This window comes from Streptomyces sp. NPDC042638 (assembly GCF_040647235.1).
Lineage (GTDB): Bacteria > Actinomycetota > Actinomycetes > Streptomycetales > Streptomycetaceae > Streptomyces > Streptomyces rameus.
The window spans coordinates 1-13,122 of record NZ_JBEZBT010000021.1; the positions used below are offsets into that span (position 1 = coordinate 1).

Sequence of the window (13,122 nt, forward strand, 5' to 3'; positions counted from 1 at the left end):
AGCCTCACTCGCCTTGAGGGGTGGCTACCAGCTTTCGGTGTGCCCTGGACGGCTGCCCCCGCTTCCCGTCGCTCCGCTACTGCGGATCCGCGCCCACCACCACCGGCCGGGACGGGTCCGCGGACCACTCGGACCAGGAACCGACGTACAGGGCCGCCGGAATGCCCGCCACCGCCAGGGCGAGGACCTCGTGGGCGCCGGAGACGCCCGAACCGCAGTACACGCCCACCTCGGTGTCCTCGGACACCCCCAGGGCCTTGAAACGGTCCCTCAGCTCCACCGCGGGCAGGAAGCGGCCGTCGGGACCCACGTTCTCCGTCGTCGGCGCCGACACCGCGCCCGGGATGTGGCCGCCGACCCGGTCGACCGGCTCCACCTCACCGCGGTACCGCTCCCCCGCGCGGGCGTCCAGCAGTACACCCGTGCGGGCGAGCGCCGCGGCCTCGTCCGCGTCCAGCCGCCCCGCGGCCTTCGGCTCCGGGGCGAAGTCGCCCGCGGCCGGGGCCGGCACCTCGGTGGACAGCTCGCCCCGCCAGGACGGCAACCCGCCGTCGAGCACCCGCACGTCCGGGTGACCCGTCCAGCGCAGCAGCCACCACGCGCGCGCGGCCGCCCAGCCCTGCCCGCCGTCGTACACGACGACCGGCCGACCCGACGACACACCCGCGCGGCGCATCGCGGCACCGAACTCGGCTAGGTCGGGCAGCGGGTGCCGACCCTGTGCGCCGGGCGCGGCGGCCAGTTCCCGGTCCAGGTCGACGAAGACCGCGCCGGGGATGTGCCCGGCCGTGTACTCGGCCCGGCCGTCGAAGGGCGGCGCGCCCGCCGCCTTCGCCAGGCTCAACTGCCAGCGCACGTCCAGCAGCACGGGCGGGTTGCCCCCGGTCAGCTCTTGTGCGAGTTCGGATGCGGTGATGATGGCTGTCATGGCGTCCATCCATACGCCAGGGGTGGCCGCGGCGTCCAGGTCCGGCTACTCTGCTCGGCCGGGCGGTATCGGTCACGTGGCGTACGGGACCGGACACAGGCTGTACAGACGTCGGACACCCGTCGGCCACCGTCAGGAAGCGGCGAAAGACGGCAGATCGGGCATCCTCTCGGAAGTATCGCCGAGCGGCGCGGTACGCCCTCCGGCACCGCGGAGGATGCGGCCACCGGCACGGGCGCAAGCGCCGGCGGCGTGGAACCCCCTTCCGGGGAGCGGAAGCGACACGGCCACCGCGAGGGGCCGGGGAGAGAGTGATCGATGACGGAGGCACGGGATTCGGCCGGTCCGCACGCGCGGCACGTACCCGGCACGCCCTGCTGGGTGAGCCTGATGGTGCACGGGCTGGATGCCACCGAGGAGTTCTACGGTGAGCTGTTCGGCTGGGAGTTCCTGCCGGGCCCGCAGCAGCTCGGCCCGTACGTGCGGGCGCTGCTGGACGGGCGGGAGGTGGCGGGCATGGGGCAGCTGCCGCCGGACCGCCGGCTGCCGGTCGCCTGGACGCCGTACCTCGCCTCGGACGACGTGGACCAGACCGCCGACACGGTACGGCTGTGCGGCGGCACGGTGGCCGTCGGTCCGCTGGACGCCGCCGAGGCCGGGCGGATGGCCATCGCCTCCGACCCCTCCGGGGCGGTGTTCGGGATCTGGCAGGGCTCCGCGCATCTCGGCACCGCCGTCACCGGTGTGCCCGGCACACCGGTCTGGAACGAGCTGCTGACCTTCGAGACGGAGAGCGTCGCCAAGTTCTACAAGAGCGTCTTCGGCTACGTGGAGGAGCCGGTGGTCTCCGCCGACTTCGACTATCTGACCCTGTGCCTGGGCGGCCGCCCGGTGGCCGGGCTGCACGGCATGGGCCACGGTCTGCCCCGGGACCGGGGGCCGCACTGGCGGACGTACTTCGAGGTCGCCGACCTCGGCGACACGCTGCGCCAGGTCACCGGCCTGGGCGGCCGGGTCCTCCGGCCGGCCCACGACAGCCCGCACGGGCGGGTGGCGACGGTCGTGGACCCGGAGGGCGCCGAGTTGACCGTGGTGCAGGACCCGCGCTGAGCCCTCAGGAGGACGCGACGGGCAGCACGTCCGGGGACAGGGCCGCCGCGCGGGCCGAAGCGGCGGTCATCCGGCGCCGGTGGTGGCGGCGGCACAGCACCTCGTAGCCGACGTCGCCCGCGGACTGGTTGACGTCGCCGACGACCACCTGGGCGCCCTCGACCACCATCTCGCCGCCCACCGTGCGGGCGTTGTGCGTGGCGCGGGCGCCGCACCAGCACAGCGCCTCCACCTGGAGCACCTCGATCCGGTCGGCCAGTTCCACCAGCCGCTGGGAGCCGGGGAAGAGCTTGGAGCGGAAGTCGGTGGTGATGCCGAAGGCGAACACGTCCAGGCCGAGGTCGTCCACCACGCGCGCGAGCTGGTCGATCTGGCCGGGCGCGAGGAACTGCGCCTCGTCCGCGATCACGTAGTCCGCCCGGCCGCCCTGCGAGAGATGGTCCACGAGGTACGCGTAGAGGTCTTGGCCGTCCTCGACCTCCACCGCGTCGGTGACCAGGCCGAGCCGGGAGGACAGCTTGCCCTCGCCCGCCCGGTCGTCACGGGTGAAGATCATGCCGGCCAGGCCGCGCGCGGACCGGTTGTGCTCGATCTGGAGAGCCAGCGTCGACTTCCCGCAGTCCATCGTTCCGGAGAAGAACACCAGCTCGGGCATGAGGAGTTGAGCACCTTTCGGCAAGTCGTCGGCACGGTGGGCGGAGGTTCAGGAGCGTACTTCGAGCAGCGGGACCAGCTGCTCGGCGGGGGTCATGGAGCCGTGGTTGCCGACCAGCGCGGACTCCTTCGGTTCGCGCTCCGAGGCGATCAGCAGGACGTCGTCGTGCGCGGCCGCGACCACGTCACCGATCCGCGGGTAGACGCGCTCGTCCACGCTCGGCCCGAACCAGCCGGCCGCGATCGCCTCGTCGCGGGAGGCCACCCAGAACTGCTCCCCCAGCACCTCGCGCCAGCAGGTCAGAACGTCGTTCCCGGCGCCCGGTACCGCGTACACGTGCCGGGCCCGGCCCTCGCCGCCGAGCAGGGCGACGCCGGCGCGCAGCTCCCAGTCCTCGTCGAAGTCGATGCGGTGCTGCTCGTCGAACGGTACGTCGACCATCCCGTGGTCGGCGGTGACGTAGAGGGCACTGCGCGGCGGCAGCTGCTCGGCCAGCCGCTGGACGAGCCGGTCGACGTACATGAGCTGGCCGCGCCAGGTGTCGGAGGCGACGCCGTAGCGGTGTCCGGATCCGTCCAGTTCGGCGTAGTACGTGTACACCAGCGAGCGGTCGCCCGCGGCCAGTTGCTCGGCCGCGAGGTCCATGCGCTCCTCGCCGGTCAGCCGGCCGTGGAAGGTGCCGCCGCTGAGCGCGACCTTGGTGAGCGGGGTCTGCGCGAAGGCGGGCGAGGACACCTGGGCGGCGTGCACCCCGGCGTCGTGGGCGAGCTGGAAGACGGTGGGGTACGGCTGCCAGGGGCGCGGCGGGGTCCACGGGTTCCAGCGGAGCTGGTTCATCAGCTCGCCGGTGGCCGGGTTGCGTACGGCGTACCCGGGCAGGCCGTGGGCACCGGGCGGCAGGCCGGTGCCGACGGAGGCGAGGGAGGTCGCGGTGGTCGCCGGGTAGCCGGCGGTGAGCGGGCGCCCGGTGCCGCCGCGTGAGCTGCCGAGCAGGGAGGTCAGGAACGGAGCCTCGTCCGGGTGGGCCCTGAGCTGCTCCCAGCCGAGCCCGTCGATCAGGAAGACGCAGACCCGGTCGGCGGCGGTCAGTTCCTCGATGGTGGCGGTCAGGCCGGGAACGCCCATGCCGGCGGCCAGGGTGGGCAGCAGGTCGGCCAGGGAGCCGGTGCCGTACTCGGGCAGCGGCGCGGTGTCGAGGGCGAGGGGCTCCGGGTGGTCCCAGGCGGAGAGCTGGGACATCAGCGCGTGATGTCCGCGGTCGCCTCCGAGATGGCCTGCGCGAAGGCGAGCGCCTGGCGCACCGTCTCCGGGCCGTCCCCGGCCTCGCTGACGCGCAGGCTGAGGTCGTCCGCCGTGGAGCTGCCCGTGTAGCCGTGGTCGGCGTCGCAGTTGGGGTCGCCGCAGGCGGCGGGCTCCAGGTCGATGCGGTTGACGGCGCCCCAGCCGATGGTCAGTACGACCTCGCGGGGCAGCGTGGCCGGGGTGTACTGCTCGGGGTTCGCGACCACCCGGCTGACCACGACCGAGGAGACCCGGTCCAGCTTCACGGACTCGGTGGAGGTGGTGGCGTACGGCGTCGGGGAGGTGCTGTCGGCGGCCTGCTCGTCGGTGTGGCTGACGATGAAGCGGTTGCCGGTGAGGACCAGCACGGTGATGTGCCGGCGCACCTCGTTCTGGTCGAACGTCGTCTCCTGGTGGACCAGGTACGACCGGATGGGCTCGCCGCCCACGGCGGCCTCCACCGCGTCGGCCACGAGGGCCGGGTAGTAGCCGCTGCGCTCGATCGCCGCGCGCAGCCCCTGGGTCGTCGTACTGGTCTTGGCCATGGCGTCCATCCTAATCCGTGGGCAAGGGCGGTCCGGGCCAGTCGCGGGCACTCGGGACGGCTCCGGTACCCGGGCGCGCCCGCCGCGGGACGAGCCCCGGCAGGATCTCCAGCCGCTCGGCGGCGACCAGGCAGGACACGGGCTCCCGGCCGCCGGCGTCGGCTTCGAAGGCGGCCACGAGGTGCGGTGTCCCGCCCACTTGCCGCGCGAGCCCGGCGGCGAGCCGCGGCTGTCCGGCGTCCCAGGCGATCACCTCCCGGTCCCACCAGCTGCCCTCGGGCAAGCGGTGTCCGGCGATCTCCACGCGGTCCCCTCCCCCGGTCAGTAGGCCGGCATCGTGCGCGGGCCGAGGTCGTCGCGGGCGGGCGGGGGCGCGATCCGTACGGTGGCGCCGAGGACGCTCACGCCGTGCGGGGCGACGACGACCGGCTCCAGGGTGACCGCGACCACCTCGGGGTGGTCGTCGACCAGCCGGGACACCCGCAGCAGCAGCTCCTCCAGCGCGGGGGTGTCCACGGGCGTGGAGCCGCGCCAGCCGAACAGCAGCGGCGCGGTGCGGATCGAGCGCACGAGCGAGGCGGCCTCCCGGTCGGTGACGGGGATCAGCCGGTGGGCCATGTCCCCCAGCAGCTGGGAGGCGGCCCCGGCCAGGCTGAAGGACAGCACCGCCCCGGCCGCCGGATCGATCACCGCGCGGACGACGGTGTCCACGCCCCTGGGTGCCATCGCCTGCACCACCGGCCGCAGCTCCTCCGGCTGCCCGAACAGCTCGGTCAGCTCGGCGTACGCCCGCAGCAGCTGCTCCTCGTCGGCGAGGTCCAGCCGTACGCCGCCGAGGTCGGCGCGGTGCCTGAGATGCGGTGCGGTGGCCTTGAGGGCCACCGGGTAGCCGAGCGCGCGGGCGGCCTCGGCGGCCGCGCGCGGGGTGGGCGCGGGAACCGCCCGGCGGACGGGGACGCCGTACTTGCCGAGCAGCTCGCAGGTCTCGGCGGCGGAGATCGTGAGCCCTTCCCCGCGTTCCAGCAGCCCCCGGATCAGCCGGGCGGCCCCCTTCTCGTCGATGTCGTCGTACTCCGGCACCTTCCCGGGGTCGGCGGCCTCCCGCCGCCACTGCGCGTACCTCACGGCTTCGGACAGGGCGCGTACGGCGCGCTCGGCGGCGGGGTAGGCGGGGATCAGGTGGGTGCCTTCCGGAGGAGAGTCGTCCGGCGGCCGTACCGCGGGGGGCGGGTCCTCGGCGGGGCGGGCCCGGTCGGCGGCCCACGGTGCCGTGCTCGCCGCGGCCGACAACGCCTGCGCGAGCCCGCCCAGCTCCACGTGGACCACCAGCACCGGCTTCCCCGGCACCGAGGCCGCGGCCGACCGCAGCGCCTGCGCCAGTTCCGCGTCCCCGGGCGACCCTTCCCCGATCGCGGGGATCGCCGTGACGACGACGGCGTCGTTCGTCCCGTCGGCCAGCGCGGCGGCGAGCGCCCGGTGGAAGTCCGCCGCCGTCGCCCCGGTCGTCAGGTCCACCGGCCGCGCCGGCCGCAGCCCCTCGGCCACGCACCGGTCGTACGTCAGCACGCCCAGCGACTCCGAGTTGCCGAGGATGGCGACGCGCGGGCCGCCGGGCAGGGGCTGCCGGGCCAGCAGGAGTCCGGCGTCGACCAGTTCGGTGATCGTGTCGACCCGGATCACGCCGGCCTGCCGGAGCAGCGCGGAGACGGTCGCGTACGGCAGCCGGGTGGCCCGTACCGTGTGGCCCTGCGGTGCCGTACCGGTTCCCTGCACGACCACCAGCGGCTTCGCCGCCGCCGTCCGCCGGGCGAGGCGGGTGAACTTGCGGGGGTTGCCGATGGATTCCAGGTACATGAGGACGACGTCGGTCTCGGGGTCGTCGTACCAGTACTGCAGGACGTCGTTGCCCGAGACGTCGGCGCGGTTGCCGGCGGACACGAAGGTGGACACGCCGGTGACGCCCGTCACCCCTCCGCCGCGCCGGTGCAGCCGGGACAGCAGGGCGATGCCGATGGCCCCGGACTGGGCGAACAGTCCGATGCGGCCGGGGCGGGGCATCTCGGGGGCGAGGGAGGCGTTCAGCCGGACCTCGGCGGCGGTGTTGATGACCCCGAAGGCGTTCGGGCCGATGGTCCGCATGCCGTGGGCGCGCGCGGCCCGTACGAGGTCCCGCTGCCGTTCGCGTCCCTCGGCGCCGCTCTCGGCGTATCCGGCGGAGAGCACGACCAGCCCCTGCACGCCGTGCTCGCCGCACTCGGCGACGACGGCGGGCACGTGTTCGGCCGGTACGGCGACGACGGCGAGGTCCACGTGCCCGTCGATGTCCCGCACCGAGCGGTGTGCGGGCACCCCGTCGACCTCCTTGAGGTCCTCGGGGAAGGCACTGTTCACGGCGTGCAGCCGGCCCTGGTAGCCGGCGTCGCGGATGTTGCCGAGGATGCTGCGGCCCACTCCGCCGGGGGCGCGGCCGACACCGACGACCGCCACGGAGCCGGGCGCGAGGAGCCGCCGCACCGAGTGGGCCTCGGCGCGCTGCTCCCGGGCGCGCTGCACGGCGAGGGACCGGTCGGTGGGTTCGAGGTCGAACTCCAGGCGGACGACACCGTCCTCGAAGCTGCGCTTCTGGGTGTAGCCGGCGTCCGTGAACACCTTGATCATCTTGGTGTTGGCGGGCAGCACCTCGGCGGCGAAGCGGCGGATGCCGCGCTCGCGCGCGACGGCCGCGATGTGCTCCAGCAGGGCGGAGGCGACTCCCCGGCCCTGGTGGGCGTCCTGCACCAGGAAGGCGACCTCGGCCTCGTCGGCGGGCGCGGAGGCGGGCATGCCGTCGGCGCCGATGCGGTCGTAGCGTACGGTGGCGATGAACTCGCCGCCGACGGTGGCGGCGAGCCCCACCCGGTCCACGAAGTCGTGGTGCGTGAAGCGGTGGACGTCCTTGGCGGAGAGCCGTGGGTACGGCGCGAAGAAGCGGTAGTACTTGGACTCGTCCGAGACCTGCTCGTAGAAACTGACCAGGCGGTCGGCGTCATCGGCGGTGATGGGCCTGACGCGTGCGGTGCCGCCGTCACGCAGCACCACGTCCGCCTCCCAGTGGGCGGGGTACTGGTGCCGGTCCTGCCGGTCCGCCGAGGTCTGCATGGGCCCCAGAGTACGGCTCGCGTGCACGGGTGGCGCGAGGCAGTCTGTGGGGGACGGAGAGCGGGCACGACGCCGCGTTCCGGCGCCAAGCCGGGGCGAGAGGAAGCCCCTCTCCGGGCACGCGTCACCGTGTGGGAAACTGGTCTAGACAACCCTGTACACCGAAGGGCAGCAACACATGGCTGAGCGCCGCGTCAACGTCGGCTGGGCCGAGGGCCTCCACGCCCGCCCCGCCTCCATCTTCGTCCGAGCCGCCACGGCCACAGGCGTCCCGGTGACGATCGCCAAGGCCGGGGGCAACCCCGTCAACGCGGGCTCGATGCTGGCCGTTCTGGGCCTGGGCGCCCAGGGCGGCGAGGAGATCGTCCTCGCCTCCGACGCCGAGGGCGCGGACGCCGCCCTGGACCGGCTGGCCAAGCTGGTCTCCGAGGGCCTGGAAGAGCTGCCCGAGACCGTCTGAGCAATGCCGGGAAGCCGCGCCGTCCACACCGGGCGGCGCGGCTTTCGCGTTTCCGAATTCCTTGCGGGCACCCGAAGGGCCGCGAGCCGTAATTCACGGCACAGGAAAAGAGCGGCGGAGAACACCCCTGCTCCGAATTACTCCTCTTTGTATACGGCACCCGTGTTAAAGCCGTGGCCCCGACATGTTGACGACATGTTGCGAAGTCCTCACACGGTCCCCGGTGCCGGAAAAGCGCAGCCGGTGCGCACCCGCCGCGCGCTCCGCGTGCAGCGCCGTGAGCGCCCGAGCCCGTTCGCCGTCCCCGCGCGCCACGGCATCCGCGATCGCGCCGTGCTCCGCCCAGGAATCCGCCGGGCTCGACGGCGGCTGCACCGCGTACATCCAGGCGATCTTGTGCCGCAGCTGGGTCAGCATCGCGGTCAGCGAGGGGCTGCCGGACGCCTGGGCGAGCGTCTCGTGGAACCAGCCGCCCAGCGAGCGCAGATCGTCGCTGTGGCCCTTCCTGGCCCGCTCCTGCCCCAGCCGGACCAGCCCGCGCAGCACCTTCAGATGGGCATCGGTGCGCCGCTGGGCGGCCCGTGCGGCACCCAGCGGCTCCAGCAGCATCCGCATCTCCAGCACGTCGGCGGCCTCCTGCTCCGTCGGCTCGGCCACGCACGCGCCCGCGTGCCGGCGCGTCACCACGAAACCCTCGGCCTCCAGCGTGCGCAGCGCCTCACGCACCGGGACGCGCGAGACGCCGTAGCGGCGGGCCAGGACTTCCTCGGTGAGGCGGCTGCCGCGCTCGTACACGCCGGCGACGATGTCGTCCCGGACCGCGGTGCACACCGAGTGCGCCGGAATACGCATGACCGACCTCCGTCTTAATCCCCGTGAAACACCGACGATGGACGCCTGTTCCGTGACTCTATTCCAACGGGCCGGAATTTCCGACAGCGGGCCCTAATCCATGGATATTTTTTGGACAGAGGCCCGGCGGAAACCGCGGAAAACGGCGAAAGCCCCGGCTCGGTGAGCCGGGGCTTTCGATGGCGTGCGGTGAGCGTCAGACGTTCACACCGTGCTTGCGGAGGTAGGCGACGGGGTCGACGTCGGAGCCGTAGTCCGGGGTGGTCCGCGCCTCGAAGTGGAGGTGCGGGCCGGTGACGTTGCCGGTGGCGCCGGACAGGCCGATCTGCTGGCCCGGGACGACCTTCTGGCCCACGGTGACGCCGATGGAGGACAGGTGGCCGTACTGGGTGTACATGCCGTCGGCCATCCGGATCACGATCTGGTTGCCGTACGCGCCGCCCCAGCCCGTGGAGACGACCGTGCCGGAGCCCACCGCGTGGACGGTCGTGCCGCTGGCCGCGTGGAAGTCGATGCCGGTGTGCGAGCCGGAGGACCACAGGGAGCTGCTGGCCTGGTAGCCCGTGGAGACGTAGGAGTGCGCGATGGGCGCCACGAAGGCGTTGAGCAGCTTGCGCTCCGCCTCCCGGGCGGCGCGGGCCCTGGCCTCGCGGATCTGCTCGGCCCGCTTGGCGGCCGCCTTCGCCGCAGCCTTCTCCGCCGCCTTCTGGTCGGCCGCCCGCTGCTGGGCCGCGGCCTGCGCGTCGATCTGCTCGGCGACGTCGTCGGTCGCGGCGAGGACGGGGATCAGGCCGGTCTGCTCGACGGGGTTCTCGGCGGCGAGCGCCGGGGAGGCGGCGAGGGTGCCGATCACACCGGTGGTGGTGAGGGCCGCGATACCGGCCGCCTGGGCGGTGGTCCGCTTGACCCGGCCGGGCTTGCGGTGCTTCCCGGTGGCGCACATGAACGCCATGAAGTGGCTGGTCCTTTCCTTCCCTCTCGCCTACCGGGTTAGCTGACGGGTTCGGAGCAGGAAGGTCTCCTACGGGCCCCCTCGCTGCCGCGCGGGCGCCCGATTCACCCCAGGGACGGTGGGTCCCCGGCTCCCCTGGCTCGCGCCGTACGGGGACTCGGCGATGACTGTCCGGTGCCGCGGGCGCGGCGCAGTGCCTGACGAACAGCCTGGACGACGCTAAGCGGGCACGCTTTCAATCCTCAAACGCATCCGGCGTTTTGTAGCGCATCCCACAGGCCAGACAGGCAACCTCCGCCCCAAAACGGGCATCTGGGAGGAAGAGTGGAACAGCAGGGGCCCTGACGACCCGTAGGCCGTCAGGGCCCCGTCCGCGCGCGGGCCGCTACTCGGCCGCCACCACGGTCACTTCACCGATGCCGAGCGCCTCGACCGGCGCCTTGATCTGGGCGGCGTCACCGACGAGGACGGTCACCAGACGGTCCACCGGGAAGGCGTTCACGACGGCCGCGGTGGCCTCCACCGTGCCCGTGGCGGCCAGCTGCCGGTACAGCGTCGCCTGGAAGTCGTCGGGCAGGTGCTGCTCGACCTGGTCGGCCAGCGTGCTCGCGACGGCCGCCGCGGTCTCGTACTTCAGCGGCGCCACCCCCACGAGGTTCTGCACGGCGACGTCCCGCTCGGCGTCGGTCAGGCCGTCCGCCGCGACCGTGCGCAGCACCTTCCACAGGTCCTCCAGCGCGGGGCCCGTGTTCGGTGTGTCGACGGAGCCGCTGATGGCGAGCATCGACGCGCCCGTGCCGTCCGGTGCGGACCGCAGGACCTGGCCGAAGGACCGCACGCCGTAGGTGTAGCCCTTCTCCTCGCGCAGGACGCGGTCCAGGCGGGAGGTGAGGGTGCCGCCGAGGCAGTACGTGCCGAGCACCTGGGCGGGCCACACGCGGTCGTGCCGGTCGGGGCCGACGCGGCCGATGAGCAACTGGGTCTGGACGGCGCCGGGCCGGTCCACGATGACCACGCGCCCGGTGTCGTCGGCGGTCACCGGCGGCACCGGCCGGGGCTCGCCCGGCGTGCCGGTCCAGGCGCCCAGGGTCTCGCCGAGCAGCGCGTCCAGGTCGACACCGGTCAGGTCGCCGACGACCACCGCGGTGGCCGTGGCGGGCCGCACATGGCGGTCGTAGAAGGCGCGTACGGCCCCGGCGTCGATCTTCTCGACCGTCTCCTCGGTGCCCTGGCGCGGGCGGGACATGCGCGAGGACGCCGGGAACAGCTGCCTGGACAGCTCCTTGGCGGCCCGGCGGGAGGGGTTGGCCAGCTCGTGCGGGATCTCGTCCAGGCGGTTGCGGACCAGCCGCTCGACCTCGCTCTCGGCGAAGGCGGGCGCGCGCAGCGCGTCGGCGAGCAGGGTGAGGCCCTTGGGCAGGCGGGACGCCGGGACCTCCAGGCTGAGCCGGACCCCGGGGTGGTCGGCGTGCGCGTCCAGGGTGGCGCCCGCGCGCTCCAGCTCGGCGGCGAACTCCTCGGCGGAGTGCTGGTCGGTGCCCTCCGAGAAGGCCCGCGCCATGATCGTGGCGACACCGTCCAGGCCGGCCGGCTCGGCGTCCAGCGGCGCGTCCAGCAGGACCTCCACCGCGACGACCTGCTGGCCGGGGCGGTGGCAGCGCAGCACGGTCAGACCGTTGTCCAGCGTGCCGCGTTCGGGGGCCGGGAACGCCCAGGGCCTGGCGTCGCCGGCCTGCGGCCGGGGGTGGAACTCCATGGTGGCGAGCTCGGTCACTTGGCCCTCTCCTCGTCGTTCTCGTTGCCGGCCTCTACGGTCGCTTCCCGCTCCGGGTCCTCGGGGACCTGGGCGTCCTCGACGGACTCCGGGGACTTCGGCTCGTAGACGAGGACCGCGCGGTTGTCGGGGCGCAGGCGGGCCTTGGCGACCTCCTGGACCTCCTGCGGGGTCACCTCCAGGACGCGCCGCACTGCGGTCAGGGCGAGCTGCGGGTCGCCGAACAGGACGGCGAACCGGCACAGTTCGTCGGCGCGGCCGGCCACCGTGCCCAGCCGGTCCAGCCACTCGCGCTCCAGCTGGGCCTGGGCGCGCTCCATCTCCTCGGGCGTGGGGCCCTCCTCGGCGAACCGGGCCAACTCCTCGTCGATGGCGGCCTCGATGACCGGCACCTCTACGTCACCGGAGGTCTTCACGTCCAGCCAGCCCATGGAGGGCGCGCCGGCCAGGCGCAGCAGGCCGAAGCCGGCGGCGACGGCCGTACGGTCGCGGCGCACCAGCCGGTTGTACAGGCGCGAGGACTCGCCGCCGCCGAGAACGGTCAGGGCGAGGTCGGCCGCGTCGCACGCGCGCGTGCCGTCCTCCGGGAGCCGGTAGGCCGCCATCAGGGCGCGCGCCGGGACCTCCTCGACGACGACCTCGCGCTTCTGCTCGCCGATGATCTCCGGCAGGGAACCGTCGCGCGGGGCGGGCTTGCCGTCGTGGGACGCGATCGAGCCGAAGTACTTCTCGACCCAGGCGAGGGTCTGCACGGGGTCGATGTCGCCGACCACGGAGAGCACCGCGTTGTTCGGCGCGTAGTAGGTGCGGAAGAACTGGCGGGCGTCCTCCAGGGTGGCCGCGTCCAGGTCCGCCATCGAGCCGATCGGCGTGTGGTGGTACGGGTGGCCCTCCGGGTAGGACAGGGCGGTCAGCTTCTCGAAGGCGGTGCCATATGGCACGTTGTCGTAGCGCTGGCGGCGTTCGTTCTTGACGACGTCCCGCTGGTTCTCCATGGACTCGTCGTCCAGGGCGGCCAGCAGCGAGCCCATGCGGTCGGCCTCCAGCCAGAGGGCGAGCTCCAGCTGATGGGCGGGCATGGTCTCGAAGTAGTTGGTGCGCTCGAAGCTGGTGGTGCCGTTCAGCGAGCCGCCGGCGCCCTGCACCAGCTCGAAGTGGCCGTTGCCCTTGACCTGCGCGGAGCCCTGGAACATCAGGTGCTCGAAAAGGTGAGCCAGGCCGGTGCGTCCCTTGACTTCGTGGCGGGAACCGACGTCGTACCAGAGGCAGACCGCCGCCACCGGGGTCAGGTGGTCCTCGGAGAGCACCACGCGCAGACCGTTGGCCAGGCGGTGCTCGGTCGCTGTCAGGCCCCCGGAGCCTGCCTCGGCTGTGGTCGTGTGACCCATGGGCATGTACGTCCCTTCGCGAGCGGAGGCGGTTGTGGA

12 protein-coding genes and 1 riboswitch are annotated in these 13,122 nt (G+C 73.4%); of the genes, 2 read left to right on the plus strand and 10 right to left on the minus strand.

Annotated elements, in window-relative coordinates; genetic code table 11:
• Positions 1-76: 76 nt before the first annotated feature.
• Complete coding sequence (locus AB0B40_RS18745; RefSeq protein WP_345052156.1) at positions 77-928, minus strand: sulfurtransferase; 852 nt, start codon at positions 926-928, stop codon at positions 77-79.
• A gap of 318 nt (positions 929-1,246) precedes the next feature.
• On the opposite strand from AB0B40_RS18745, the gene AB0B40_RS18750 reads away from it, so the two are divergent.
• Positions 1,247-2,038, plus strand: coding sequence for a VOC family protein (locus AB0B40_RS18750; protein ID WP_345052158.1), 792 nt, complete (start codon positions 1,247-1,249; stop codon positions 2,036-2,038).
• A 4-nt stretch (positions 2,039-2,042) separates the two neighbouring features.
• Here the strand turns inward: AB0B40_RS18750 and AB0B40_RS18755 are convergent, their stop codons facing one another.
• From AB0B40_RS18755 to AB0B40_RS18775, 5 genes are read right to left on the minus strand one after another with little or no spacing between them, the layout of a single operon-like run.
• The gene (locus AB0B40_RS18755) at positions 2,043-2,693 is read right to left on the minus strand and encodes a thymidine kinase (protein ID WP_345052161.1); all 651 of its coding nucleotides are present in this window, start codon (positions 2,691-2,693) and stop codon (positions 2,043-2,045) included.
• Positions 2,694-2,741: 48 nt separating this feature from the next.
• Positions 2,742-3,932 carry a nucleotide pyrophosphatase/phosphodiesterase family protein gene (locus AB0B40_RS18760; protein WP_345052163.1) on the minus strand — a complete coding sequence of 397 codons (1,191 nt, stop codon included), beginning with the start codon at positions 3,930-3,932 and terminating at the stop codon, positions 2,742-2,744.
• Positions 3,932-4,528: a DUF5998 family protein gene (locus AB0B40_RS18765; RefSeq protein ID WP_345052165.1), complete on the minus strand. Its 597-nt coding sequence runs from the start codon at positions 4,526-4,528 to the stop codon at positions 3,932-3,934. The genes AB0B40_RS18760 and AB0B40_RS18765 overlap by 1 nt, the downstream gene beginning before the upstream one ends.
• Position 4,529: 1 nt before the next feature.
• Entirely contained in the window at positions 4,530-4,823 is a 294-nt protein-coding gene (locus AB0B40_RS18770; protein ID WP_362264565.1) for a hypothetical protein, read from the minus strand.
• Between the two features lie 17 nt (positions 4,824-4,840).
• A complete protein-coding gene (locus AB0B40_RS18775) occupies positions 4,841-7,657 on the minus strand; it encodes a GNAT family N-acetyltransferase (RefSeq protein WP_362264567.1) in 2,817 nt (938 codons plus the stop codon).
• A 178-nt stretch (positions 7,658-7,835) separates the two neighbouring features.
• On the opposite strand from AB0B40_RS18775, the gene AB0B40_RS18780 reads away from it, so the two are divergent.
• A complete protein-coding gene (locus AB0B40_RS18780; RefSeq protein WP_345052169.1) occupies positions 7,836-8,117 on the plus strand; it encodes an HPr family phosphocarrier protein in 282 nt (93 codons plus the stop codon).
• 165 nt (positions 8,118-8,282) lie between these two features.
• Here the strand turns inward: AB0B40_RS18780 and AB0B40_RS18785 are convergent, their stop codons facing one another.
• From AB0B40_RS18785 to AB0B40_RS18800, 4 genes are all read right to left on the minus strand, one after another.
• Entirely contained in the window at positions 8,283-8,969 is a 687-nt protein-coding gene (locus AB0B40_RS18785) for a GntR family transcriptional regulator (RefSeq protein WP_345052171.1), read from the minus strand.
• Between the two features lie 196 nt (positions 8,970-9,165).
• The gene (locus tag AB0B40_RS18790; RefSeq protein WP_345052173.1) at positions 9,166-9,921 is read right to left on the minus strand and encodes a M23 family metallopeptidase; all 756 of its coding nucleotides are present in this window, start codon (positions 9,919-9,921) and stop codon (positions 9,166-9,168) included.
• Positions 9,922-9,933: 12 nt separating this feature from the next.
• Positions 9,934-10,094: riboswitch (cyclic di-AMP (ydaO/yuaA leader) on the minus strand.
• Between the two features lie 212 nt (positions 10,095-10,306).
• A complete protein-coding gene (locus AB0B40_RS18795; RefSeq protein WP_345052176.1) occupies positions 10,307-11,695 on the minus strand; it encodes a pitrilysin family protein in 1,389 nt (462 codons plus the stop codon).
• The gene (locus AB0B40_RS18800; protein ID WP_345052178.1) at positions 11,692-13,089 is read right to left on the minus strand and encodes a pitrilysin family protein; all 1,398 of its coding nucleotides are present in this window, start codon (positions 13,087-13,089) and stop codon (positions 11,692-11,694) included. Before AB0B40_RS18800 ends, AB0B40_RS18795 begins: the two co-directional genes overlap by 4 nt.
• Between the last annotated feature and the right edge of the window lie 33 nt (positions 13,090-13,122).

Excerpts from the sequence above, each read along its gene's own strand:
- AB0B40_RS18765 (WP_345052165.1), bottom strand. The coding sequence starts at position 4,528 with ATGGACGCCATGGCCAAGACCAGTACGACGACCCAGGGGCTGCGCGCG.
- AB0B40_RS18785 (WP_345052171.1), bottom strand. The coding sequence starts at position 8,969 with ATGCGTATTCCGGCGCACTCGGTGTGCACCGCGGTCCGGGACGACATC.
- AB0B40_RS18760 (WP_345052163.1), bottom strand. The coding sequence starts at position 3,932 with ATGTCCCAGCTCTCCGCCTGGGACCACCCGGAGCCCCTCGCCCTCGAC.
- AB0B40_RS18745 (WP_345052156.1), bottom strand. The coding sequence starts at position 928 with ATGACAGCCATCATCACCGCATCCGAACTCGCACAAGAGCTGACCGGG.
- AB0B40_RS18755 (WP_345052161.1), bottom strand. The coding sequence starts at position 2,693 with ATGCCCGAGCTGGTGTTCTTCTCCGGAACGATGGACTGCGGGAAGTCG.
- AB0B40_RS18750 (WP_345052158.1), top strand. The coding sequence starts at position 1,247 with ATGACGGAGGCACGGGATTCGGCCGGTCCGCACGCGCGGCACGTACCC.
- AB0B40_RS18780 (WP_345052169.1), top strand. The coding sequence starts at position 7,836 with ATGGCTGAGCGCCGCGTCAACGTCGGCTGGGCCGAGGGCCTCCACGCC.
- AB0B40_RS18790 (WP_345052173.1), bottom strand. The coding sequence starts at position 9,921 with ATGGCGTTCATGTGCGCCACCGGGAAGCACCGCAAGCCCGGCCGGGTC.
- AB0B40_RS18800 (WP_345052178.1), bottom strand. The coding sequence starts at position 13,089 with ATGCCCATGGGTCACACGACCACAGCCGAGGCAGGCTCCGGGGGCCTG.
- AB0B40_RS18775 (WP_362264567.1), bottom strand. The coding sequence starts at position 7,657 with ATGCAGACCTCGGCGGACCGGCAGGACCGGCACCAGTACCCCGCCCAC.